The organism is Streptomyces sp. NPDC049813 (assembly GCF_044465085.1).
GTDB lineage: Bacteria > Actinomycetota > Actinomycetes > Streptomycetales > Streptomycetaceae > Streptomyces.
On sequence record NZ_JBITLI010000006.1, the window covers coordinates 152,804 to 177,865 of the forward strand.

18 protein-coding genes are annotated in these 25,062 nt (G+C 73.0%); 11 read left to right on the forward strand and 7 right to left on the reverse strand.

Annotated elements, in window-relative coordinates; translation table 11 throughout:
* The first annotated feature begins 52 nt into the window (after window positions 1–52).
* The 5 genes from ACIBW6_RS15615 to ACIBW6_RS15635 all read left to right on the forward strand — a co-directional run bounded on the left by ACIBW6_RS15615 (window position 53) and on the right by ACIBW6_RS15635 (window position 6,074).
* Window positions 53–1,726, forward strand: a complete 1,674-nt coding sequence (locus ACIBW6_RS15615; RefSeq protein ID WP_399059850.1) for a helix-turn-helix domain-containing protein — start codon at window positions 53–55, stop codon at window positions 1,724–1,726.
* Window positions 1,727–1,820: 94 nt separating this feature from the next.
* Window positions 1,821–2,324: a hypothetical protein gene (locus ACIBW6_RS15620; protein WP_399059851.1), complete on the forward strand. Its 504-nt coding sequence runs from the start codon at window positions 1,821–1,823 to the stop codon at window positions 2,322–2,324.
* A gap of 102 nt (window positions 2,325–2,426) precedes the next feature.
* Window positions 2,427–3,404 carry a hypothetical protein gene (locus ACIBW6_RS15625; RefSeq protein ID WP_399059852.1) on the forward strand — a complete coding sequence of 326 codons (978 nt, stop codon included), beginning with the start codon at window positions 2,427–2,429 and terminating at the stop codon, window positions 3,402–3,404.
* On the forward strand, window positions 3,401–3,940 hold the full coding sequence (locus tag ACIBW6_RS15630; RefSeq protein ID WP_399059853.1) for a hypothetical protein: 540 nt from the start codon (window positions 3,401–3,403) through the stop codon (window positions 3,938–3,940). Before ACIBW6_RS15625 ends, ACIBW6_RS15630 begins: the two co-directional genes overlap by 4 nt.
* Window positions 3,941–4,103: 163 nt before the next feature.
* The gene (locus tag ACIBW6_RS15635; RefSeq protein ID WP_399059854.1) at window positions 4,104–6,074 is read left to right on the forward strand and encodes an FUSC family protein; all 1,971 of its coding nucleotides are present in this window, start codon (window positions 4,104–4,106) and stop codon (window positions 6,072–6,074) included.
* Window positions 6,075–6,248: 174 nt separating this feature from the next.
* Here the strand turns inward: ACIBW6_RS15635 and snpA are convergent, their stop codons facing one another.
* Complete coding sequence (gene snpA / locus ACIBW6_RS15640; protein ID WP_399059855.1) at window positions 6,249–6,944, reverse strand: snapalysin; 696 nt, start codon at window positions 6,942–6,944, stop codon at window positions 6,249–6,251.
* A 180-nt stretch (window positions 6,945–7,124) separates the two neighbouring features.
* On the opposite strand from snpA, the gene ACIBW6_RS15645 reads away from it, so the two are divergent.
* From ACIBW6_RS15645 to metG, 3 genes are all read left to right on the forward strand, one after another.
* A complete protein-coding gene (locus tag ACIBW6_RS15645) occupies window positions 7,125–8,147 on the forward strand; it encodes a LysR family transcriptional regulator (RefSeq protein ID WP_399059856.1) in 1,023 nt (340 codons plus the stop codon).
* A gap of 144 nt (window positions 8,148–8,291) precedes the next feature.
* A complete protein-coding gene (locus tag ACIBW6_RS15650; RefSeq protein WP_399059857.1) occupies window positions 8,292–10,781 on the forward strand; it encodes a VWA domain-containing protein in 2,490 nt (829 codons plus the stop codon).
* Window positions 10,782–10,944: 163 nt separating this feature from the next.
* Complete coding sequence (metG, locus tag ACIBW6_RS15655; protein ID WP_399059858.1) at window positions 10,945–12,684, forward strand: methionine--tRNA ligase; 1,740 nt, start codon at window positions 10,945–10,947, stop codon at window positions 12,682–12,684.
* Window positions 12,685–12,738: 54 nt separating this feature from the next.
* Here the strand turns inward: metG and ACIBW6_RS15660 are convergent, their stop codons facing one another.
* Both ACIBW6_RS15660 and aspS read right to left on the reverse strand, forming a co-directional pair.
* Window positions 12,739–13,329: a Uma2 family endonuclease gene (locus ACIBW6_RS15660; protein WP_399059859.1), complete on the reverse strand. Its 591-nt coding sequence runs from the start codon at window positions 13,327–13,329 to the stop codon at window positions 12,739–12,741.
* Window positions 13,330–13,596: 267 nt separating this feature from the next.
* Window positions 13,597–15,363: an aspartate--tRNA ligase gene (gene aspS, locus ACIBW6_RS15665; protein ID WP_399059860.1), complete on the reverse strand. Its 1,767-nt coding sequence runs from the start codon at window positions 15,361–15,363 to the stop codon at window positions 13,597–13,599.
* A gap of 136 nt (window positions 15,364–15,499) precedes the next feature.
* On the opposite strand from aspS, the gene ACIBW6_RS15670 reads away from it, so the two are divergent.
* Window positions 15,500–17,695: a SpoIIE family protein phosphatase gene (locus tag ACIBW6_RS15670; protein WP_399059861.1), complete on the forward strand. Its 2,196-nt coding sequence runs from the start codon at window positions 15,500–15,502 to the stop codon at window positions 17,693–17,695.
* Here ACIBW6_RS15670 and ACIBW6_RS15675 read toward each other — a convergent pair.
* The 4 genes from ACIBW6_RS15675 to ACIBW6_RS15690 all read right to left on the reverse strand — a co-directional run bounded on the left by ACIBW6_RS15675 (window position 17,623) and on the right by ACIBW6_RS15690 (window position 21,110).
* On the reverse strand, window positions 17,623–18,720 hold the full coding sequence (locus tag ACIBW6_RS15675; RefSeq protein WP_399059862.1) for an AI-2E family transporter: 1,098 nt from the start codon (window positions 18,718–18,720) through the stop codon (window positions 17,623–17,625). The genes ACIBW6_RS15670 and ACIBW6_RS15675 overlap by 73 nt on opposite strands.
* A gap of 105 nt (window positions 18,721–18,825) precedes the next feature.
* The gene (locus ACIBW6_RS15680) at window positions 18,826–19,422 is read right to left on the reverse strand and encodes a TlpA family protein disulfide reductase (protein ID WP_399059863.1); all 597 of its coding nucleotides are present in this window, start codon (window positions 19,420–19,422) and stop codon (window positions 18,826–18,828) included.
* A 98-nt stretch (window positions 19,423–19,520) separates the two neighbouring features.
* Entirely contained in the window at window positions 19,521–20,492 is a 972-nt protein-coding gene (locus tag ACIBW6_RS15685) for a pirin family protein (RefSeq protein WP_399059864.1), read from the reverse strand.
* Window positions 20,493–20,642: 150 nt separating this feature from the next.
* Window positions 20,643–21,110 carry an SseB family protein gene (locus ACIBW6_RS15690; RefSeq protein ID WP_399059865.1) on the reverse strand — a complete coding sequence of 156 codons (468 nt, stop codon included), beginning with the start codon at window positions 21,108–21,110 and terminating at the stop codon, window positions 20,643–20,645.
* Between the two features lie 203 nt (window positions 21,111–21,313).
* Between ACIBW6_RS15690 and ACIBW6_RS15695 the strand changes: the two genes are divergently transcribed.
* A complete protein-coding gene (locus ACIBW6_RS15695) occupies window positions 21,314–23,152 on the forward strand; it encodes an acyl-CoA dehydrogenase (protein ID WP_399059866.1) in 1,839 nt (612 codons plus the stop codon).
* 565 nt (window positions 23,153–23,717) lie between these two features.
* Window positions 23,718–25,025 (forward strand): M18 family aminopeptidase, encoded by a 1,308-nt coding sequence (locus ACIBW6_RS15700; RefSeq protein ID WP_399059867.1) that lies wholly within the window; start codon window positions 23,718–23,720, stop codon window positions 25,023–25,025.
* Window positions 25,026–25,062: the final 37 nt, after the last annotated feature.

The following is a 25,062-nucleotide window of genomic DNA, read 5'->3' on the forward strand; positions in this document are numbered from 1 at the left end:
GCCGGGTCCGGTCGCTTACCGTTGCCCCGTGCCTCCCGTGCCGTCCCCGTCCGTGACCCAGCCGCCCCCCGCCGAGGCCGTCGTCCCGCTGCTGCGCGGCCTCGACGTCCTGCGGCGCCTCACGGACGCGGACGGCACCCTCGCCCTGGCCGAGCTCGCCCGGACCACCGGCCTCGCCCGCTCCACGGCCGACCGGATCTGCGCGACCCTGGCCCACCTCGGATACGTACGCCTCGACGGGCGGGACGCCTCCCTCGCCCCGCCCCTGATGGCCGTCGCCAACGCCTGCCTCGACGCGCTGCGGGTGCCCGCGCTGCTCGCGCCGCTCGCCGACCGGCTCGCCGACGACCTCGACGAGTCCGTCTCCCTCGCCGTGCCCGACGGCCCCGACATCCGCTTCGTCCACCAGGTCCTGCGGCGGCGGGCCCTGTCCATCAGCTTCCGCGTCGGCGACAGCCTGCCGGGCGAGGGCTCCGCGCCGGGGCTTGTCTTCCGTGACGGGGGGCCGCTGGCGGTCGACGATCAGCTGGTCGAGCCCGGGCTGATCGCGGTGGCCGCCCCCGTGCGGGGGCCCGCGGGGGGTGTGGTCTGTGCGGTGAGCGTGGTCAGTCATACGAGCCGGCACGGGGTCTCCTCGCTGCGGGACGCCGTGCGCGGGCCGCTGGTGGAATGTGTCGCCGCGATGGAAGAGGTCCTGGCCGCTCCGCCCCAGGCCACGGGGCTCCGCCCCGGACCCCGCTCCTCAAACGCCGGAGGGGCTGACATGGGCGCTGAACCCAGCCGCATGGGGGGCGCCTCCCCGCCCGAGACCACGGGGCTCCGCCCCGGACCCCGCTCCTCAGACGCCGGAGGGACTGACAAGGGAAGCGCCGGAGGGGCCGGTGCAGGTGACATCGTGGTGTCGCTCGCGCGGGGGCTCAAGGTGCTCCTCGCCTTCGACGGCGCGCCGGACGGCCTGACGCTGAGCGAGGTCGCCGAGCGGGCCGGGCTCGCCCGCGCCACCGCCCGCCGCGCCCTCCTCACGTACGAGTTCGCGGGCTACGTGGTGCGCGAGAGCCGCACGTACCGGCTCACGCCCCGCGTGCTCGCCCTGGGCTGCGCGCCGCTCTCCCGCACGACGCTGCCGCGCATCGCCGCCCCGCACCTCGCCGCGCTGTCGGCGGCGGTCGGGGAGTCCGTGGGGCTCTCCGTGGCCGACGGGGACCGCGTGCGGTGCACGGCCCGGGTCACGCCGCGGCGGGTCATGAGCGTGGACATCGGCGTCGGCTCACGACTGCCCGCGGCCACCACGGCCGCCGGCCGCGTACTGGAGGGCGCGCCCGACGGACCCACGCCAGACGGGTCCGCGCCCGGCGAGTCCGCGCCCGAGACGTCCGGCCCTGGCGTGTCCGCGCCTGACAGGCCCGCGCCCGAGACGTCCGCGCCTGACGAGTCCGAGCCCGACAGGCCCGCCCCCGGCAAGTCCGCGCCGGACGGGCCCGCCCCCGACACGTCCGCCCCCGGCGTGTCCGGTGTCGTCGTCCTGGACGGGCCGGAGGACGGGTTGTGGGGCCTGGCCGTGCCCGTGCGGGACCGGGCCGGGCGCGTCGTCTGCGCGCTCGACGTCACCGCCCACCAGGGGCGCGGCTCCGCGCGGGCGTGGTCCGGCGCCCTGGCCGAGACGGCCGCCGCGATCACCGCCGACCTGCACGTGACCTCGCGTTTCGTGCCGGTCCCGGCCGGCTGAGGAGACCGGCCGAGGCCGCCGCCGCGTTGCGGAACGTACCCGCGGAGCCGTCAATGGAAGGACGGGACAGGGGGGCACCTGAAAGGAGCCCGTCATGGCTCACGCGGCACCCGCACCGGCCCGCTCCACCCGGGCCGGCCGCCCCGAGACCCCGTCGCTGACCACCACGGCGAAGGTCCTGCCGGTGGTCGTCGGCGCCCTCTACGGGTTCTGGGCGGCGAACATCCAGCGCTTTGGCCACGAGGTGACCGGCGGGAACATCGTGCTCGGGTTCGTCACGGGCGTCCTCGTCGCGGCGATCTGGTTCGCCCTCCACCAGTGGTCCACCCGCCAGGGCCGCCGCCACCAGGGGCTGCGCGCCCTGCTCTGGGCCGCGTTCGCCGGGATCGCCGTCGGCTTCCTGCGCAGCCTGGCCAACGACACGATCCTGTGGTCCGTCGTGCTGGGCGTGATCGTCGCCGCCGGGACGTTCCTGGCGGTGTACTACCGCTACTACTCCGCGACCGAGTACGCCCCCGACCACCGCCTCGACGGCGCCGCGGCCGCCACCGCCGGGCGTCGCGTGGCCGGACGCCCGGCGGAGCGCGTGCGGGCCTGACACGGCGCCGCGCCGCTGCTCTCCCGCTCTCCCGCTCTCCCGCCTCATCCGTATGCAGGCGCCCCGGTCGCGGTCCGCGCGGCCGGGGCCTTGCCTTGAGAGGTGACCCGCACCGGCACCCGTCCAGGCACCCGCCCGAGCCGCACCGCCCGCGTGCTCGCCCCCGTCCTGCTCACCCTCGCCTGCCTCCTGGTCCCGCTGGGCACGCTCTCCACCTGGGCCGCGTACGAGATCGGCGACAGCGGGCGCTACGTCGCCACGATGGCGCCGCTCGCCACGGACCAGGACGTGCAGGACGCGGTCGGGGCCGCGGTGACCACCGGGATCATGGCGAACATCAGCGTGGGCCCGCTCCAGTCCACCGTCGAGCAGTACCTGCACGACGCCGTCGTCTCCTTCACCGACACCGCCGCCTTCCAGAACGCCTGGGACACCGCGAACCGGGCCGCCCACGACGCCGTGCAGCAGGCCCTCGACGAGGGCGGCACCGGCGCCGTCACCCTCGACCTGGCGCCCGTCACCGAGCAGGTGAAGAACCGGCTCCAGGACGACGGCGTGCCGTTCGCCGCGCAGATCCCCGTCACCCACACCCGGATCACCGTGCTCTCCGCCGGTGACCTGGCCGAGCTGCGCACCTGGTTCCACCGGCTCCAGCTCGCCGGACCGTGGCCGCCACTGGCCGCCCTCGTCCTGGCCGCCGTGGGCCTCCTCCTCGCCCCGCACCGCCGCCGCGCCCTGATCGCGACCGCCCTCGGCATGGCGCTCGCCGCCGCCGCGCTGCTCATCGCCCTGCCGATCGCCCGCTCCCTCACCCTCGGCGACGTCGACGACGCCACGGACCGGGCGGCGGCCGGGGCGGTGTACGACGCGCTGACCGAGTCGATGCGGACGGCCTCCTGGGTCATCGTCGGCGTGGGCGCGGCGGTGGCGGTGGCCGCCTGGCTGACCGGCCGGTACGGCTTCGGGCTGCGGGCACCCACGGAGTCGGCGCGTCACCCGTTCGGCCGCGGCCGGAGTGCCGCGCGGCCGCACCGCGACGAGCATTCCCGTGAACGGCACCACGAGGAGGCGCCCCCATGAGCGAGCCGACACCCCCGAACACCCCCCGCAGCACGCCCCCGAACACGCCGCCCCCGGCCCCCGACCCCGGCCCGGCCGCCGGGTCCCGCGAGCACCGGGACCGCACGGCCGCGCCCACCGTCGGTGACGACCGGGGCGACGGCTGGGCCACCGGCGGCTCCGTCTTCGCCGGTGTCCTGATGCTGGTTAGCGGCATCATCGGAATCCTCAACGGCATCGCGGGCATCGCCAAGGACGACGTGTACGCCCGGCTGGGCGACTACGTCTACTCCTTCAACCTCACCACGTGGGGCTGGATCCACCTGATCCTCGGCATCCTCGTGGCCCTCACCGGCTGGGGCATCCTCAAGGGCGCCGACTGGGCGCGCGGCGCGGGCATCGCCCTGGCCGCGCTCTACATCGTCGAGTACTTCCTGTTCCTGCCGTACGCGCCCGTGTGGTCGCTGATCTCCATCGGCATCGGCGTCTTCGTCATCTGGGCCCTGGCCTCGGAACCGCACCGCCCGGCCAAGGCGACCCCGGGCAAGCACGCCTGACCCCGGGTCAGGCGTGACCCCGGGCAAGCACGCCTGACCCGGCGTCCCGCCTGCCGGACCGCCACGCCTGCCGGACCGCCACGCCCGACCGGCCGGGGGACGCCCGGCCGGTCGGACGTCCGCGGCCGCGGAGGCGGCACGCCATCCCTCGCATAATGACCGCATGCCGCCCCGCCTCGCCCCACCCGACTGGCTGGTCAGTACGCTCCGGCCGCAGCGCGCCCCCGTCCCCTGGGCGGCGGTGGCCCGCGCGTCCCTCGCGCTGGCGCTCCCGCTCGCCGCCGGGCTCGCCGCCGGCCGGCCCGGGTACGGCGCCCTCGCCGCGATAGGCGCCCTGTCCGGTGTCATCGGCGACACGGCGGACGCGTACCGCATGCGCATCCTCAACATCGCCGTCCCCCAGCTGTTCGGCGCCGTCGGCGTCACCGTCGGCTCCCTCGTCCACGGCCTGGGCTGGCCCGCCGTGCTCGCCGTCACCGCCGTCGCCCTCGTCTCCGGGATGATCTCGTCGATCGGCGCGGTCGCCTCCGTCTCCGGCCTGCTGCTCCTGCTCAACTGCGTGGTCGGCGCGGGGCTGCCGCTGCCCGGCGCCTGGTGGCTCGCACCGCTCCTGATGACCGGCGGCGGCGCCCTCGTCCTGCTGCTCGCGCTGCTCGCCTGGCCGCTGCGGGGCGGCGTGCCCGAGCGGGCCGCGGTCGCCGCCACCTACCGCGGGGTCGCGCACCTCCTCGAAGCCGCGGGCCACGACGCCCCCGACTACGCCGAGGCCCGCTTCGCCGTCACCCAGTCGCTGAACCAGGCCTACGACGTCGTCCTCGCCCGGCGGGCCCGCGCCCACGGCCGCAACCCCGAACTGGTGCGTCTCGTCAGCCAGTTGAACGCCGTCACCCCCGTCGTGGAGGCCGCGCCCGCCGTCCACGAGTGCGGGGTGCCGCTGCCGCCGCAGGTGCCCGACGCCGTACGCGCCCTCGCCGACGCCATCGCCTCCGGCCGGCCCGCACCCGGCGCGCCCCCGGCCCCGTCCGGCGCCGAGAGCCCGGCCGCCCGCGCCCTGGACCACGCGGTGCGGCACGCCGCCGACGTCGCCGCGCGCACCGGGGACAGCGACTTCACCAACGTCGACGACCGGCTCGGCCACCCGGCGACCCTGCGGGTGCGCGCCCGGCGCGGCGCCCGCAACGTCCTGCTCTCCGCCGCCTCCTGGCGCTACGGGCTGCGGCTCGCCCTGTGCATCGGCATCGCGCAGGCCCTCGTGTCGCTCGTGCCCGTGCCGCGCTCCTATTGGGTGGCGCTGACCATCACCTTCGTCATGAAGCCCGACTTCGGTTCGGTCTTCTCCCGGGCCGTGCTGCGCGCCCTGGGCACCGCCGCCGGGCTCGTCGTCGCGGCGGCCGTGCTCGCCGAGGTCCCGCTCGGCTGGTGGGACGTGCCGGTGATGCTGGTGCTCGCGCCGCTCATCCCGGCGCTCACCCCGCGCGGCTACGCCTTCCAGACGGCGGCCATCACCCCGGTGATCCTGCTCCTGTCCGACGTCCTCAACCACCAGGGCACCGCCCTGCTCGGCCCCCGGCTCCTGGACAGCCTGATGGGCTGCGCCATCGCGCTGGTCGCCGGGTACCTGCTGTGGCCGGAGAGCTGGCACACCCGTATCGGCGACCGGCTCGCGGTGGCGGTGGCCGACACCGCGGTGTACGTGGAGTGCGCCTTCGGGGCGGGCGCGGACCCGGCGGCCCGGGCCCGGATGCGGCGGCGCCTGTACCGGGACCTGTCGGTGATCCGCAGCGAGTTCCAGCGGGCGCTCACGGAACCGCCGCCCACGGGGAGGCGGGCGGCGGCGTGGTGGCCCCTGGTCGTCGCGGTCGAACGCATCGTGGACGCGACGACCGCGGCGCGGGTCCGGGTCCGGCACGGCTCTCCGCCGCCCTCTGCGACGGAGGTCACCCAAGTGACCCGGCAATTGCGGGAGTTGGCGCAGGGGTTGCGGGATTCCGTGGTGCTGGAGGAGGTGCGGGCCGACTTCGGGGCGGCCCGCACGCGCGACGGGGTCCTGGAGCAGCTCCGCCAGGAGGTGGCCGCGGCCCGGGCGATCGGGGTCCGTGGGGGTCCCTCCGGGGGATCGCCGGCCGCCACGTAGGTGGGGGTTGCTCGCGCAGTTCATGAGGGCACGCCCTACGCGCCCCTGTGATGGCGCACGCAGTGCGCATCACAGGGGCGCGGGGAACTGCGCGAGAAGCCCCACCGGGCGGCAGCCGGGATCGCTCCGGACCGGGCAGACGCACGGCCGCGTCGGATCCCGGCCCGGCCCGACCTACTTGAGCGCGGCCTCCGCCTTACGCAGCGCCTCGGCGAAGCCATTGGCCCAGAGCGAGTTGACCCGGGCCTTCTCGTTGGCGTTCGGGTACGGGTTGGTGCAGGACGTGCCCGGCCCGCCACCCGACATCAGCTCGCTGCACGGACCCGAGTAGTGGTCCGGCAGCCCCAGCACGTGCCCGGTCTCGTGCGCGGTCACGCGCGTGGAGTTGTACTGCTGGTTCTGCGCGTAGTCGAGGAAGACGTAGCCGCGGCCGTGCCCGTCCGTCGACGCGTACGAGCCGCGCGCGTCGTTGCCCTCGCGGTACGAGAAGTTGCCGGTACCGGAGGTCGCCTGGAGCTTGACGTTCGTCACCGAGGAGTTCCAGATGGAGGTGCTGTTCGCTATCTGCTGCCGGAAGGAGGGGGCGCCCGAGAGGTTGTACGTGACGGTGACCTGGGCGGCGCCCGGGTTCGCGGCTCTCTTCTCGGCGACGGACTTCACGACCGCCTTGAAGAACGCCTTGTTGGCGGCGGCGTCCTCGGCGGACCCGGCGTAGTGCACGCGGGCCGCCGACTGCGACGCCGACTGTGTGTGCGCCTGCGGCTCCGCCTGCGCGGTGGCAGGACCGGCCGCGAGCGCCGTGACGGTGAGGCCCGCGCCGAACGCGCACGCGAGGAGACGGATGACTGTGGGGGGTTGTGTCATGGTCATGCAAGTGAGTGTGGGGGTCCGCGTGCCGCCTGGGGATGATGGCATCTGGCGACAACACGGCGTTATCGCTGCCTGCCTCCGGCCGCCCCGAGGACATCTGACGTGCACGAGGTGTAGGAGGTGTGTGTGGTTCGAGAGGCGTACTGGTGCCTTTTCCGTGCGCGCCCTACGCTCCCGCCCATGGAGCTGGACGTGCGGCACCTGCGCGCCCTGTGCGCGATCGAGGACACCGGCAGCCTGCACAAGGCCGCCCGGCATCTGGGCATGACCCAGCCCGCGCTCAGCACCCAGCTGCGCCGCCTGGAGGCCTTCGTGGGCGGGCCGCTCTTCACCCGCGAACGCACCGGCTGCCGCCCGACCCCGCTCGGCCGCGTCCTGCTGACCCGCGCCCGTCCGCTCGTCGACGGCCTGCGCAGCCTCGTCGAGGAGACCCGCGCGGCCGCCGCCGCGACGGCCGAGGCCACCGGGCGGCTGCGCATCGGGTCCACCGCGAGCCGCGCCCTGCCGGGGTGGCTGCGCCGGCTGCGGACCAACGCCGCGTTCCTGGGCACGGAGCCGACCCTGCGGGTCGACGTCTCCGCGCACGCGCTGCTGCGGCTGGTCGCCGAGGGCGGGCTCGACGTGGCCTTCGTGCACGAGGTGGAGGGCAGCCCGCTGCGGATGCCGCCGGGGCTCGCCTGCCGCGTCCTGGTCGAGCGCGAACCGCAGTTCGTCTCCCTCGCCTCCGACCATCCGGCCGCCCGGCTCAGCGTCGTACGCCTCACCGACCTGGCCGGCGACCGGTGGATGGTCGATCCGACCGTGGACGGCGAATGGGACGGGCTGCTGCGGGCGTTGCGCTCCGCGGGGCTCAAGCCGCGGGTCCTGCACGGTGATTACCTCACCGCCGCGTCCCTCGTCGCGACCGGCGAGGTCGTCGCCCTGTGCCAGCCGACGTCCCGCTCCCGCACCGACATGGCGATCCGGCCGCTGCACGGGGACCCGGTGGGCGTACGCCTGTTGCTCGCGGCCCGCACCGAGACGCTCCTCGATTCGGTGCTGCCGGATCTGCGCGCCGCGTACGGGGAGGCCGCGCGGCAGGCGCCCGCCTACCGCGAACGGCTCCGCCTGGTCGGCCCGGACGCGGGTGCGGAGCGCCCAACCGTCCCCTTCCCGGACATACTCCCGCCCCAAGAGGGGGTAAGGGGAAGCTCGTTCGCGTGAGCGGAGCCGGGCGCCGACACCCGCCGGGGCGCAACGGCCGGACCCTTCCCAAGATCACGCTCCGCTACGGCTAACCTTACGTGTCCGCCCTGGCCAGGGGTTCCAGGGACGTTCGGGGACCAACTCACGCGGAAGGTTGCGCACATGGGCATTCTGGATCTGCTCCGGAACGCGTTCGGGCGGTCCCGGAAGGGGGATGCGGAGGCCGCTGCCGCGGGGGAGCCGGAGAACACGTCCCCCGCGTCGTCCGCGGACCCGGGCCCGACGGCACCGTCCGCGCCGTCCGCCTCGCCGGAGACGCCGAAGGTGCCGGGCCCCTCGCGGGGTGAGGCCGACGATCTGGTGGCCGCGGCGTTCGACAACGTGGCCGTCCCGAAACCGACCCGCCCGACGGACCCGGCTGCGACCGAGGCCGAGGCCGACATCCCGGCCCAGGCGTCGGGCACGGGGTCGGCTGCCGCCGACGGCGGGACGGGGACCCCGGCCCGCTCGGCGGACGACCGTCCGGCTGACGCGGAGGGCGCGGCCGATGTCCCGGCCCGGTCGGCGGACGGCCGTGCGGCTGACGCCGAGGCCGATGTTCCGACCCCGTCGCCGGACGCGCCGCGCGAATCCGCGGCTGCCGCCGAGATCCCGGCGCAGGCGTCGCAGGCTCCGGACGAGTCCGCCGCCGGCGCCGAGAGAGAGGCCGACATCCCGGCCCAGGCGGAGGCTCCCGGTGAGCCGGATGCCGTCGCCGAGATCCCGGCCCAGGCCGACGCCCCGGCCGCCGCCGAGGCGGAGGTCCCGGCCCAGGGGGACGCGCCTTCCGCTGAGTCCACCCAGGAGGAGGCCGAGCCGAAGGCCGCTGGGACGGAGACGCCGGGGGCGGAGACGCCGGGGGCGGAGACCGCTCCATCGGCCGAGGCGAAGACACCGGGCACGCCGAAGGCTGCTGGTGCCGCCGGGACGAAGACGCCGGCGGTCGACGAGCCCGCCGAGGAGAAGACGCCGGTCACGCCGAAGGCTGCTGGTGCCGCCGAGACGAAGAAGCCGGCGGTCGACGAGCCCGCCGAGGAGAAGACGCCGGTCACGCCGAAGGCTACTGGTGCCGCCGAGACGAAGAAGCCCGCGGTCGACGAGCCCACCGAGGAGAAGACGCCGGTCGCGGAAGCCGCCGAACCGACCGAGACGAAGACGCCGGTCACGGAAGCCGCCGAGCCGACCGAGACGACGGCCCCGGCCGCGGAGGCCATCGAGGCGAAGGCGCCGAGCGCCGGGACGGACGAGCCGAAGGCCCCGGGCGCGGAGACCATCGAGCCCGCCGAGGCGAAGGCAGACGCACAGGCCGACGCGGAGCCCAAGGCCGCAGCCAAGAAGACCGCCGGCCGGGCCAAGGCCCCCGCCGCCGAAGCGGAGACGACCGCCGACGACACCGCCGCGCCCGCCAAGGCCCCGGCCAAGAAGACCACCAGCCGCACCAAGGCCCCCGCTGCCAAGGCGGAAGCCGCCACCGGCGACGAGGCCGCGCCCGCCGCGTCCCCCGCCAAGGCGCAGCCCAAGACTGCGGCCAAGAAGACCACCAGCCGCACCAAGGCCCCCGCCGCCAAGGCGGAGACGACCGCCGACGACACCGCCGCGCCCGCCAAAACCCCGGCCAAGAAGACCACCAGCCGGGCCAAGGCAGCCCCGACCGCGGACGCCGAGACCCCCGCCGCCAAGGCTGAAGCCAAGGCCAAGGCCCCCGCCAAGAAGACCACCAGCCGCACCAAGGCCCCCGCCAAGAAGGCCGCGGAGTCCAAGACATCCGCCGAGGCCGAGCTCCCGGCCGTCGCCGCCGACGCCCAGAAGAAGGCGCCCGCCACCAAGGCCACCCAGCCCAAGGCGGCAGCCGGTACTGACGCCAAGGCCGCCGAGGCCGAGGCGCCTGCCATGACCGGCGCCGAGTCGCAGGGCCCCGCCCAAGAGAAGCCCGCTTCCAGCGCGGGGCCCGCTCACCCCGAGGACGTCGTCAAGGCGCGTACCCCGGGGCTCGTCGCCGCCTACCGGGCCGCCGGGGACGTACTCGCCGCGCGAGGGCTGAGCGGGGCCCGGGCCACGGTGTACCTCGTGCTCGACCGGTCCGGGTCCATGCGCCCGTACTACAAGGACGGCTCCGCGAACGCCCTGGCCGAGCAGACCCTCGCGCTCGCCGCGCACCTGGACGACCGCGCCACCCCGAGCGTCCACACCGTGTTCTTCTCGACGGACATCGACGCCACGGGCGACCTCGCGCTGGACGACACGTACGAGGGCAAGATCGACGAGTGGCACGCCGGAGCGGGCCGGATGGGCCGCACCAGCTACCACCGCGCCGTCGAGGAGATCGTCGCGCACCACCAGAAGAGCGCGGACCCCGCCGCCCCGGCGCTGGTCGTCTTCCAGACGGACGGCCCGCCGGACACCCAGCGCCCGGCGACCGAGGCCCTGGCCGAAGCGGCGGAGCACCCGCTGTTCTTCCAGTTCGTCGCGTTCGGCGAGCACGACGCGAAGGGATTCGACTACCTGCGCAAGCTGAAGGCCGACAACGCCGCCTTCTTCCACGCGGGCCCCACCCCGCGCGAGCTGACCGACGCCGAGCTCTACGAAGGCGTCCTGGCGGCCTGGCGCCCGTAAGCCCCGGCCCGCACACCTCCATAGGCAGCACCGCACCACCGTGGCCGTCCGCGCAGCGAAACTCCGCGCGGGCGGCCACGCCATGTCGGATACGATTTCTGGATTCCGCAGCCGAAACCGTCACTGCGCGCACGACACCGTCACGACCTGGGAGCAGCCCCCGATGGCTCGACACCTCATCACCAGCGCCCTTCCGTACATCAACGGGATCAAGCACCTGGGCAACATGGTGGGGTCCATGCTCCCGGCCGACGTGTACGCCCGCTACCTGCGCAGGCGCGGCCACGACGTGCTGTACATCTGCGCGACGGACGAGCACGGCACCCCGGCCGAGCTGGCCGCGAAGGAGCGGGGCCTGCCCGTCGCCGAGTTCTGCGCGCAGGCGCACGACGCGCAGAAGGCGATCTACGACGGCTTCGCGCTCGCCTTCGACCACTTCGGCCGCAGCTCCTCCCCGCAGAACGCGGAGCTGACCCAGCACTTCGCCCGCCGCCTGAACGAGAACGGGTTCATCGAGGAGCGGTCCGTCCGCCAGGTGTACTCGCCCGCGGACGGCCGCTTCCTGCCCGACCGCTACGTCGAGGGCACCTGCCCGCACTGCGGCTACGACAAGGCCCGCGGCGACCAGTGCGAGAACTGCACGCGCGTCCTCGACCCCACGGACCTGATCGAGCCGCGCAGCGCCATCTCCGGCTCCACCGAGCTGGAGGTCCGCGAGACCAAGCACCTCTTCCTGCTCCAGTCGAAGCTCCAGGGCGAGGTGGAGGCGTGGATCGACGAGGTCGCGGGCGAGTGGCCGCAGCTGTCCTCCTCCATCGCCCGCAAGTGGCTGACCGAGGGCCTGAACGACCGGGCGATCACCCGTGACCTGGACTGGGGCGTCCCCGTCCCGGCCGACACGTGGCCGCAGCTCGCCGCGGACGGCAAGGTCTTCTACGTGTGGTTCGACGCCCCGATCGAGTACATCGGCGCGACGAAGGAGTGGGCGGACGCCGCGCGAGACACAGCCTCCGACGGGGAGACCCGCGACTGGAAGTCCTGGTGGTACGAGCCGGCCGGCGCCTCCGACGTCCGGTACACGCAGTTCATGGCCAAGGACAACGTGCCGTTCCACAGCGTCATGTTCCCCGCCACGGAGATGGGCGTCCGCGAGCCGTGGAAGAAGGTCGACCAGCTCAAGGCGTTCAACTGGCTGACGTACTACGGCGGCAAGTTCTCCACGTCCCAGAAGCGCGGCGTCTTCACCGACCAGGCCCTGGAGATCCTCCCGGCGGACTACTGGCGCTACTTCCTGATCGCCAACGCCCCGGAGTCGGACGACTCGTCCTTCACCTGGGAGCACTTCACGGCGACGGTCAACAAGGACCTGGCCGACACCCTCGGCAACTTCGTCAACCGCGTGCTGTCCTTCTCCCGCAAGCGCTTCGGCGACGACGTCCCGGCCGGCGGGGTGCCCGGCGAGGCGGAGGCGAAGCTCGGCGAGCAGATCGCCGAGCTGCTCGCCGAGTACGAGAACCAGATGGAGGCCCTCCAGTTCCGCAAGGCCGCGGCGGCGCTGCGCGCCCTGTGGTCCGCGGGCAACTCCTACCTGGAGGAGAAGGCCCCCTGGCTGGAGATCAAGACGGACAAGGACGGCGCCGCCCTCACCCTGCGGACGGCGATGAACCTGATCCACCTGTACGCGGTGGTCTCCGAGCCGTTCATCCCCGCCTCCGCCGCCGCGATGCGCTCCGCGTTCGACCTCGCCGACGACACGCGTGCGTGGGTGAGCGCCGACGAGGCGAAGGCGCTCACGACGGTCCCCGCGGGCACCCCCTTCACCGTCCCGCCGGTCCTCTTCGCGAAGATCACCGACGAGGACCTGGAGTCCTACAAGACCCGCTTCGGCGGCGCCCCCGAGTAGGGCACGGCCTCACTGAGGTGGGGGTCGGGCCGCGTGTGCGCAGGAACCGCCGGCTCACCCCACCCAGTCCCTCAAGGGCGCCGTGTCCAGCTCGAACCCGACCGGGTCGGGCAACGCGACCGTCTTCCCGAACGGCACCGTGACCACCTGCTCGTAGCGGACTCCATCAGGCTGGGAGTGCACCTTCACCTCACCGGAGTCGCGGTCGATCAGCAGATACACGGGGATGCCTGTCTGGGCGTAGGCGCGCGGCTTCTCCACCCGGTCCCGCTGGTTGGTGTCGGCGTCGTTCGAGGTGACCTCGACGACCATGACGACCCCGTCCGCGCTGGCCCACTCGCCCTGTCCGGCGAACAGGCCGCTGGGGGCGAGGGCGCCGTCAGGCCGGGCGTTCCCGCGCCGGTACGTCTCCACGCGCAGCCCCCGCTCCGGATACAGCCAACGCCCGGGATCAGCCTGCATGCACAGCCGCGTCAGCCACTCGATGATCGTGTCGTGATCGCCGTCCGGCACGGCCTTGACCCCCAGCTTTCCGTCGATGAACTCCAGACGCAGCGACTCGTTCGCTCGTATGGCATCGCGTGCCAGCTGTTCGAACTCATCCTGTTCAAGGGCCACGGCGGACCGCTCCTCCATGGACGTCATGACGGCCTCCCCCTCGCGTCATCGCGGATCTGTCGGCTGTACTCAGCGTACGGGCCGCCCCGGACAATCACCGCCCGACCACACAAAGTGACCCCGCCCGCAGGACCGGGACGCGCGAGCACCCCGCCAGGGGCGCGAGGAACTGCGCGACCAGCCACGACGAGAGCCGCACCCGCGGGACCGCCCAAGGCCCCCGGCGAAAACACGAACGGGCCCGGGGGGCGAACCCCGGGCCCGTTCGAACCGCTCACCCCCGCGGAGCGACCGTCACTTCTTCTCGACCGGCTTGCGCAGCTGAATGTTCAGCTCGCGCAGCCGCGACTCGTCCAGCTCGGTGGGCGCGCCCATCATCAGGTCCTGCGCGTTGCCGTTCAGCGGGAACGAGATCGTCTCCCGGATGTTCGGCTCGTCGGCGAGGAGCATGACGATGCGGTCGACGCCCGGGGCGATCCCGCCGTGCGGCGGGGCGCCGAAGCGGAACGCGCGGAGCATGCCCGCGAACTCGGCCTCGACGGTGTCGCGGTCGTACCCGGCGATCTCGAACGCCTTGATCATGATCTCGGGCTCGTGGTTGCGGATCGCGCCGGAGGACAGCTCGATGCCGTTGCAGACGATGTCGTACTGCCAGGCCAGGATGTCGAGCGGGTCCTTCTCCTCCAGGTCCTTCATGCCGCCCTGCGGCATGGAGAACGGGTTGTGGGAGAAGTCGATCTTCCCGGTCTCCTCGTCCTTCTCGTACATCGGGAAGTCCACGATCCAGCAGAAGCGGAAGACGCCCTCCTCGAAGTGGCCGGCCCGCTTGGCGGCCTCGACGCGGACGGCGCTCATGATCCGCGAGACCTCGTCGAACTCGCCCGCACCGAAGAACACGGCGTGCCCGGCCTCGAGGCCGAGACGCTTGGTCAGCTCCGCGACGTTCGCCTCGGTCAGGAACTTGGCGATCGGGCCCGTCAGCGAACCGTCCTCGGCGACGCGCACCCAGGCCAGGCCCTTGGCGCCCTGCTCGACCGCGTAGTCACCGAGGCCGTCGAAGAACTTGCGGGACTGCGACGCGGTGTCCGGCACCGGCAGCGCCCGCACGTGCTTGCCCGCGAACGCCTTGAACTCCGAGCCCTCGAACACGTCGGTGATGTCGACGAGCTCCAGCTTGGCGCGCAGGTCCGGCTTGTCGTTGCCGTACTTCAGCATCGACTCGCGGAACGGGATGCGCGGGAAGGGGGACGTCACCTCGCGGCCGTTGCCGAACTCGGTGAAGATCTCCGTCATGAGCTTCTCGATCGGGCGGAAGACGTCTTCCTGCTCGACGAAGCTCATCTCGATGTCGAGCTGGTAGAACTCGCCCGGCGAGCGGTCCGCGCGCGCGTCCTCGTCGCGGAAGCAGGGCGCGATCTGGAAGTACCGGTCGAAGCCGGAGACCATCAGCAACTGCTTGAACTGCTGCGGGGCCTGCGGCAGCGCGTAGAACTTGCCCGGGTTCAGACGGGAGGGGACGACGAAGTCGCGGGCGCCCTCGGGGGAGGTCGCGGCGAGGATCGGCGTCGCCATCTCGTTGAAGCCGAGGGCGACCATCTTCGAGCGGATCGAGGCGATCACGGCGCTGCGCAGCATGATGTTGCGGTGCATGCGCTCGCGGCGCAGGTCCAGGAAGCGGTACTCCAGGCGGCGCTCCTCGCCGACCCCGTCGTCCTGGTTGATCTGGAACGGCAGCTGCTGGGCGGCGCCCAGCACCTCGACCTCGGCGGCCTCGATCTCGATCTCGCCGGTGGGCAGCTCCGGGTTGACGTTCTCCGCGCCGCGGGAGACGACCTTGCCGTCCACGCGGACGACCGTCTCCTTGGTCAGCTTGTCGAGGACCTCGGCGGCCTTGGTGCCGGGGCGGGCGACGAGCTGCGTGATGCCGTAGTGGTCGCGCAGATCGATGAAGAGGATGCCGCCCAGGTCTCGGCGATTGTGCAGCCAGCCGCTCAGCCGGACGTCGGCGTCGACGTCAGAGGCGCGGAGCTCGCCGCAGGTGTGGGACCTGTACCGATGCATCGTCGTTCATCCAGCCTTTGCGCTTGGGGTTCCCGGGGAGACAACCCGGATCCCCCCAAGCCTACCGGCCGCACCGGCCCCGCTCGCCGGACAGTCTCGGTGGCCGTATGCGATCACCTCTTCTTAGAGTGGGGCCATGAGCACTGGTGAGCCCCTTCCTCCGGTGGAGGACGTCCTCGCCGCTCTCGCGACCGGCCTGTGGCGGTGGGACAACCGGGCGGGCCTCGTCACCTTCGATGTGGAGGCCGCCCGGCTCATCGGGATGCCCTCGCCGGACGGGGAGCCGGTCACCCTGTCGGAGGCCGGGGTGCGGGCCCGTTTCCACCCCGTCGACTGGAACGAGATGGACGGCGTCGTCCAGCTCGCCGTCGCCGAGGGCACCCTCGCCGAGGCCCGGCTGCGCATCATGGACGAGCGGGGCCGCGTCATCCGTACCGTGCGCAGCCGCTCCAAGCCCGTCCTGCGCGGCGAGAGCCCCGACTCCTACGAGCTGATCGGCACCCTCCAGGAGGTCTCCGAGCCGCCGCCGGGCGCCGCCTCCCGCACCCCGGTGACCGGCGACTGGCGCCGCTCGCGCGAGGCGTTCCTGCTGGACGCGGGGCGGGCGCTGGCCGAGGCCGGGTCGACCGAGGAGGTGCTGCGGGTCGCCGCGGGCCTGTCGATGCCGGGCTTCTCGCCGGAGGGGCTCGCCGTCTTCGGCGTCGCGGGCGACCGGCTCACCGTCATCGGCCACCACGGGCACCAGGCCGGCTCCGAGGGTCCCTTCACCGACATGGAACTGGCCACGGACTACCCGGCGGCCGAGGTCTGCCGCACCGGGCGCGCGGTGTACCTGTCGTCGCCGGAGGAGTACCACCGCCGCTATCCGGCGGCCTGGCCGCTGGCCGTCCGCTTCCACCGGCAGTCCTGGGCGTTCCTCCCCCTCATCGTCGCGGGCCGCACGATCGGCGCGTGGATGGCGGGCTTCGCCTACCCCGTGTCGTTCACGCCCGACGAGCGCTCGGTCCTGACGACGGTGGCACGGATGCTGGCGCAGGCCCTGTCGCGGGCCGGGGTCGCGGAGTCCGAGCGGGAGCTGACGGACGGCCTGCAGAAGTCGATGCTGCCCACGCTCGGCCCGGCCGTCCCCGGCATGGGCATCGCCGCCCGGTACGTGCCGACCGGCGGCGGCCTCCAGGTCGGCGGCGACTGGTACGACATCATCCCGCTGCCGGGCGGCCCCGCCGGGACCGGCTCGGGCGGCGGCCGCATCGCCCTGGTCATCGGTGACGTGCAGGGCCACGACGTGCGCGCGGCCGGTCTCATGGGCCAGCTGCGCATCGCCCTGCGCGCCTACGCCGCCGAGGGGCACCGCCCCGACGCGGTCCTCTCCCGCGCCTCGCGCTTCCTGCACGGCATCGGCGACACCGCGCACGGCGGGGACCCGGCGGACGCGCGCTTCGCGACCTGCCTGTACGTGGAGGCCGATCCGGCGACCGGGGTCCTGGAGATCGCCCGGGCCGGCCACCCCGACCCGGCCATACGGATGGCGGACGGCACGGTCATGATGCGGCCCACGGCCGGTGGGCTGCCCCTGGGCATCGACCCGGACGCGGACTATCCGACCACCCGGATCGTCCTGGAGCCCGGTGAGACGCTGCTGCTGTGCACCGACGGCCTCATCGAGACGGGCGGCCACGACCTCGACACGGGCTGGGCCCGGGTGCGGGCGACGCTGGAGGCGGGCCCGGCCGAGGAGCTGGAGGAGCTGGCGGACGCCCTCGTCCAGGCGGTGCACGGGCCCTCGTCCCACTACACGACCGGCCCGCTCGCCGACCGCCGCGAGGACGACACGGCGCTGCTCCTGCTGCGCCGCATGCTCCTGCCGAACCGCCCGGCGACGGCCCGGCGCACCGCGATGACGATCGCGCAGGCCGAGCCGGAGCGGATCGCCGCCGCCCGCCAGCAGCTGCGGGAGCTGCTGCACGACTGGGCCGACGCCGACCAGGTCGACTCGGCGGTGCTGCTCGTCTCCGAGATGGCGACGAACGTGCTGGTGCACACCGACGGCGACGCCCTGATGGTCGCCGAGGTCACCCAGAAGGGCGACGAGCCGCGACGGCTGCGGGTGGAGGTCGCGGACGCCTCGGACGACCTGCCGCACAAGCGCAGGCCCGGCGAGCTGGCGTCCTCGGGGCGCGGCCTCGTCCTCATGGAACTGCTCGCCCAGCGCTGGGGCGTCGACCCGCAGGGCGAGGGCAAGTGCATCTGGTTCGAGCTCTACGAGCCGTCCGCGACCGAGGAGGACCCCGCGGGCCCTGTTTCACGTGAAACAGCGCCGCCGTTGCCGTAGCGGGCCCGCAGTTCGCTGAGGATGCCGAAGGCGGCCGCCGTCAGCGGCACCGCAAGCAGCATCCCGAGGATGCCGGCGACGGAGGCCCCGCCGGTGATGGCGAGCAGCACCACGGCCGGGTGCATCTGGACCGTGCGGGACTGGATCATCGGCTGGAGGATGTGGCCTTCGAGCACCTGCACCGCGAGGACGACGCCCAGCGCCCACAGGGCGATGACGAACCCCCGGTCGGCGAGGGCGACGAGCACGGCGACCGCGCCGGAGATGAAGGCGCCCAGGTAGGGGATGTAGGCGCCGACGAAGACCAGGGCCGCCAGGCCCACCGCCCCGGGCACGCCCAGGATGAGCAGCCCGATGCCGATGCAGGTCGCGTCGATGAGGGCGATGAGGGTGGTGCCGCGCATGAACCCGGCGATCGAGTGGAACGAGCGGCGCGCGATGGCCTCCAGGGTCTCGCCGTTGCCGGGGGCGGCCTGGCGCAGGGCCGTCCGGAAGCGCTCGGCGTCGCGCAGGAAGAAGAAGCAGAGCAGCAGCGCGAGGACGGCCATGGCCACGACCTCGCCGACGACGCTGAGCCCGCTGATCACCCCGGACGCCGCGCTACCGCCGTACTTTTTCAGCAGGTCCTGGGCGCTGTCGGCGAGGTGGTCGAGGTCGAGCGCCCCGGTGCCGAACCGGTCGGACAGGTCGGTGGCGGCCTGCCGTACGGAGTCGACGATCTGGTCCCCGGTGTCGATGAGCGCGGCGACCACGATGTACCCGGCGCCGCCGACGACGACCAGGATCAGGGCGCAGGTCAGGCCGGAGGCGAGGGAGCGCTGCACCTTGGCCCGGCGCAGGGCGAGGTAGACGGGCCGGAGCAGGGCGGTGCCGAGCAGGGCGAGCAGGACCGGCACGACGGCGGTCTTCAGCTCGACGCAGAGCCGGATCCCCACCCAGGCGACGCCGGCGACGAGCAGGGCCACCGCGCACCAGGCGGCGACGCGGCGGGCGGGTTCGGGCAGGAGCTGCTGTCGGGTCGGCACCCGACCAGGCGATCATGCTCCACCGGCGGCCACCCGCCGGGCGGGTCCGGCCGGGTGAGAGGCGGCGACGCGGGCCGGGGCGCGGGGGCCCGGGGCCGCGGCGGGTTACTTCTCGCTGATGAGCGGGTCGATCATCTTGTGCAGCTTCTTGTCGTCGACGGCGCCGAACTCACGGGCGGCGATCTTGCCGTCCCGGTCCAGGACGACCGTGGCGGGGATGCCCTGGAGGCTGACCGTGCCCTTGGGGAACCCGGAGAGCAGCAGCTTCCCTGCCGGGTCGTAGAGGCTGGGGTAGGAGATGCCGAACTCGTCCTCGAAGGCCTTGGGCTGCACCTTGCCGTTGTCGCGGGCGTTGATGCCGACGAACTGCACGCCCTTGCTCTTGGTGCTCTTGGCGACCTTGTTGAGGTACGGGGCCTCGGCGCGGCACGGCGGGCACCACGAACCCCATAGGTTCACGACGACGACCTTGCCCTGGTAGTCGGCGACGTCGAGGTGGGTGCCCTGGAGGGTCTCTCCCTTGAGCTGCCCGACCGGCTTGCGCTCGTCCTTGGCGACCGTCGAGATGCCGTCCTTGCCCGTCACGTAGTTCGTCTCGCCGCCGCCACCGGAGGTGCCGCTGCCGCAGGCCGACAGGGAGAGGGCGCCGAGGGTGGCCGCCGCGATCATCACGCGGGTCCGGGTGACGGGTTTGAGAACCATGCCCCGAGTTTCCCACGGGCCGGGAAGGGCGCCGGGCCCGGGTCCCTCTCCGCGAGGGGCCCGGGCCCGGCCGGCGTCCGGACGACGCGGCGGCGCTGTCACATGCCGCCCGCGGACATCCCGTGCACGGCCGGGACGGTGCCCAGGCGGCCCGCCTGGAAGTCGTCGAAGGCCTGCTGCAGTTCGGCCTTGGTGTTCATCACGAACGGGCCGTAGTGCGCCATCGGCTCCCGGATGGGCTGCCCGCCGAGGATCACGACCTCCAGGTCCGGGGTGTTGCCGTCCTGGGTCTCGTCCGCCCGCACGGTCAGCGAGGAACCCGCGCCGAAGACCGCCGTCTGCCCGGTGTGGACCGGGCGCCGGTCGGCGCCGACGGAGCCGCGGCCCGCGAGCACGTACACCAGGCCGTTGTAGTCCTCGCGCCAGGGCAGCGTGGCCTCGGCGCCGGGCCGGACGGTGGCGTGCACCATCGTGATCGGCGTGTGCGTGATGCCGGGGCCCTCGTGGCCGTCGAACTCACCGGCGATGACCCGCAGCAGCGCGCCGCCGTCGGCCGTGGTGAGCAGCTTGACCTGGCCACCGCGGATGTCCTGGTAGCGCGGGTCCTTCATCTTGTCCTTGGCGGGCAGGTTCACCCACAGCTGGAGGCCGTGGAAGAGGCCGCCGGACATGACGAGGGACTCCGGCGGCGCCTCGATGTGCAGCAGGCCGGAGCCCGCCGTCATCCACTGGGTGTCGCCGTTGGTGATGGTGCCGCCGCCACCGTTCGAGTCCTGGTGGATGAAGGTGCCGTCGATGATGTAGGTCACGGTCTCGAAGCCGCGGTGCGGGTGCCAGGGCGTGCCCTTCGGCTCGCCCGGCGCGTACTCCACCTCGCCCATCTGATCCATCATGATGAACGGGTCGAGGTGGCGGTAGTTGATCCCGGCGAAGGCGCGGCGCACCGGGAAGCCCTCGCCCTCGAAGCCGCCGGGCGCGGTCGTCACGGTGAGCACGGGTCGCGCCACGGCGTCCGCGGGCGCGGCCACGCGGGGCAGGGTCAGCGGGTTCTCGACGGTCACAGCGGGCATTTTGGGGGCCTCCTTGGCGTCCTCGTGCCTCGACTTTAGTTGAACGTAGAACTTTCTGCCACCTGGAACGCGGAACGCCCGGAGGGCATTCCCTCCGGGCGTTCGCTGGGGCCGCTGCGGGCACGGGCCTGCCGTGCCCGCCGGCGCCGGTCAGCCGTACATGCGGCGCATCGCGAAGTCGACCATCTGCTCGACGGCCTTCGCGTCGAAGACCATCCGGTGCTCGCCCTCCATGTCGAGGACGAAGCCGTACCCGGTCGGCAGCAGGTCGATCACCTCGGCGCCGGTGATGACGAAGTACTTGGACTCCTTGCCGGCGTACCGGCGCAGCTCCTTGAGCGTGGTGAACATCGGGATCACCGGCTGCTGGGTGTTGTGCAGCGCGAGGAAGCCCGGGGTGTCGCCGCGCGGGCAGTAGACCTTCGAGGAGGCGAAGATCTGCTGGAAGTCCTCGGCGGACATCGAGCCGGTGGTGAAGGCGCGGACCGCGTCGGCGAGCGAGGGCGGCGACGGCTCCGGGTACAGCGGCGGCGCCTGCTGCCCGTACCCGCCCTGCTGCGGCGGCGCGTACTGCTGCCCGGCAGCGGCTCCCCCGGCGTGCTGCTCGTATCCGTACATGGGGCAAAGCCTACCGAGGGCCGGGGGACCGGTGGGCGGGGCGGCGGATCCGGCCACTTACGGCTCGTTCGTCACAGTTGCCGTGCCAGGGGTTGCGCCTTATTACCGACGGGTAGCATCCTGTTGATTACCAGTTGGTACGCGTACGAGGACGATCACCGGGGCCTCTGCGCCACTGATACCGAATTTACGGAGCCGTTGCCATGGGGCACTACAAGTCGAATCTCCGCGACATCGAGTTCAACCTCTTCGAGGTGCTCGACCGCGACAAGCTGTACGGCACCGGCCCGTTCGGGGAGATGGACGTCGACACCGCCAAGAGCATCCTCGAAGAGGTCGCCCGCCTCTCCGAGAACGACCTGGCGGACTCCTTCGCGGACGCCGACCGCAACCCGCCGGTCTTCGACCCGCAGACCAGCACGGCGCCGGTCCCGGCGAGCTTCAAGAAGAGCTACCAGGCCTTCATGGACGCCGAGTACTGGCGCCTGGGCCTGCCCGAGGAGATCGGCGGCACCACCGCGCCGCGCTCCCTGATCTGGGCCCACGCCGAGCTGATCCTGGGCGCCAACCCGGCCGTCTGGATGTACTCCTCCGGCCCCGCGTTCGCCGGCATCCTCTTCGAGGAGGGCAACGAGGCGCAGAAGAAGGTCGCCGAGATCGCCGTCGAGAAGCAGTGGGGCTCGACGATGGTGCTGACCGAGCCGGACGCCGGCTCCGACGTCGGCGCGGGCCGCACCAAGGCCGTCCAGCAGGACGACGGCTCCTGGCACATCGAGGGCGTGAAGCGGTTCATCACGTCCGGCGAGCACGACATGTCGGAGAACATCCTCCACTACGTCCTCGCCCGCCCCGAGGGCCACGGCCCCGGCACCAAGGGCCTCTCCCTCTTCCTGGTCCCGAAGTTCGAGTTCGACTGGGAGACCGGCGAGCTGGGCGAGCGCAACGGCGTCTACGCGACCAACGTCGAGCACAAGATGGGCCTCAAGGCCTCCAACACGTGCGAGATGACCTTCGGCGACAAGCACCCCGCCAAGGGCTGGCTGATCGGCGACAAGCACGAGGGCATCCGCCAGATGTTCCGCATCATCGAGTTCGCCCGGATGATGGTCGGCACGAAGGCGATCTCGACCCTGTCGACCGGTTACCTGAACGCCCTGGAGTACGCCAAGGAGCGCGTCCAGGGCCCCGACCTCGCCAAGTTCATGGACAAGACGGCGCCCAAGGTCACCGTCACGCACCACCCGGACGTGCGCCGCTCGCTGCTCACGCAGAAGGCGTACGCGGAGGGCATGCGCTCGCTGGTGCTCTACACCGCCTCCGTCCAGGACGCCATCCAGGTCAAGGAGGCCGCGGGCGAGGACGCCTCGGCCGAGCACGCCCTGAACGACCTGCTGCTGCCCATCGTCAAGGGCTACGGCTCCGAGAAGGGCTACGAGCAGCTCGCGCAGTCCCTCCAGACGTTCGGCGGCTCCGGGTTCCTCCAGGAGTACCCGATCGAGCAGTACATCCGCGACTCCAAGATCGACACGCTCTACGAGGGCACGACCGCCATCCAGGGCCAGGACTTCTTCTTCCGCAAGATCGTCCGCAACCAGGGCGCCGCGCTGAACGGCCTCGCCGAGGAGATCAAGAAGTTCCTCGCCGTGGAGCCGGGCGGGGAGGAGCTGGCCGGGGCGCGCGCGTCCCTGGCCAAGGCCGCCGTGGAGCTGGAGGCCATCGTCGGCGTCATGCTCACGGACCTGGCCGCGACGGAGCAGGACGTCAGGTCGATCTACAAGGTCGGCCTCAACACCACCCGGCTGCTCATGGCCTCCGGTGACGTCGTCGTCGGCTACCTGCTCCTGAAGGGCGCGGCGGTGGCGGCCGAGGCGCTCTCCGCCGGGGCGTCCGGCAAGGACGTGCCCTTCTACCAGGGCAAGGTCGCCGCGGCGAAGTTCTTCGCGGCGAACGTCCTGCCCGGGGTCGTCGGAGCGCGGAAGCTGGCGCAGGCCACGAGCGAGACGGGTCTCGAGGTCATGGACCTCGACGAAGCGGCGTTCTAGGCTCCGCCGAACCGGACCCAGGCCGCGGCCCGTCGTTCCCCTCGGGGAGCGGCGGGCCGCCGCCGTTGCCCCCCGGCGGGGCCCCTTGCGCAGTTCCCCGCGCCCCCGTACTCGGCTGACCCGCCGTCGTGGCTGGTCGCGCAGTTCCCCGCGCCCCTGAGATGCGCACTGCGTGCGCCATCTCGTAGGGAAGCTGCGCGCAGCGCATGCTTCAGGGGCGCGGGGAACGGCGCGAGAAGCCCCACCGGCGGTCAGCCGAAAACGGGGGACGCACGCAGTGCGCTTTCAGGGGCGCGAGGAACGGCGCGACCAGCCCCCACCCGCGGTCAGCCGAAACGAGGGCGCACGCAGTGCGCCTTCAGGGGCGCGGGGAACTGCGCGACCAGCCCCCACCCGCGGTCAGCCGACAGTGAAGCCTGTCTTTCAGGGGCGCGGGGAACGGCGCGAGAAGCCCCACCGGGGGCGCGCCCGCGGACCGGCAGGACGCGGCCCGACCCCCGAGCCCGACCCGCCCCGCCACCAAGCCCCCCAAGCCCCGCAGGGAACCCGCACTACCCTGACCCGTATGGCAAACCCTCCCGGCCCCTTCGATCGTGGGCACACCGACGACCTGCTGACCTTCCTCGCGGCAAGCCCCACCCCGTACCACGCGGTCTCCACCGCCGCCGCCCGCCTGGAAGAGGCCGGCTTCAAGCAGGTCGCCGAGACCGACGCCTGGGACGGCACCAGCGGAGGAAAGTTCGTGACGCGCGGCGGCGCAGTCATCGCCTGGTACGTACCGAGCGGAGCGCACCCGCACACCCCCTTCCGGATCGTCGGCGCGCACACCGACTCCCCGAACCTGCGGGTGAAGCCCCGCCCCGACATGGGCAACAGCGGCTGGCGCCAGGTCGCCGTCGAGGTCTACGGCGGCCCGCTGCTCAACTCCTGGCTCGACCGGGACCTGGGCCTGGCCGGCCGGATCTCGCTGCGCGACGGCACCGAGAGGCTCGTCGACATCGACCGGCCCCTGCTGCGCGTACCGCAGCTCGCCATCCACCTGGACCGGTCCGTCACCGCCGAGGGCCTCAAGCTCGACAAGCAGCGGCACATGCAGCCCATCTGGGGCCTGGGCAACGACGTGCACGAGGGCGACCTGCTGGCCTTCATCGAGGACGAGTACGACCTGCGGCGCTCCTCGGTCACCGGCTGGGACCTGATGACGTACTCCGTCGAGCCCCCCGCCTACCTGGGCCGCGACAAGGACCTCGTGGCGGGCCCGCGCATGGACAACCTGCTGTCCGTGCACGCCGGTACGGCCGCGCTGGCCGAGGTCAGCAGGCGCGACGACGCGGACGCGCTCCCCTGCATCCCGGTCTTCGCCGCCTTCGATCACGAGGAGAACGGCTCGCAGTCCGACACCGGCGCCGACGGACCGCTGCTCGGCAGCGTCCTGGAGCGTTCGGTCCACGCGCGCGGCGGCTCCTACGAGGACCGGGCGCGGGCCTTCGCCGGCACCGTCTGCCTCTCCTCGGACACCGGCCACGCCGTGCACCCGAACTACGCCGAGCGCCACGACCCCACGCACCACCCCCGGGCCAACGGCGGCCCGATCCTCAAGGTCAACGTGAACAACCGTTACGCCACCGACGGCAGCGGCCGGGCCGTCTTCGCCGCCGCCTGCGAGAAGGCGGGCGTGCCCTTCCAGTCGTTCGTCTCGAACAACGCCATGCCCTGCGGCACCACGATCGGCCCGATCACCGCCGCCCGGCACGGCATCAAGACCGTCGACATCGGCGCGGCGATCCTCTCGATGCACAGCGCCCGCGAACTCTGCGGCGCCGACGACCCCTACCTCCTGGCGAACGCCCTGACGGCGTTCCTGGAGGGCTGAGTTCGAGCGGTCCGCCCCCGAGCCGTGTGACGCCGGG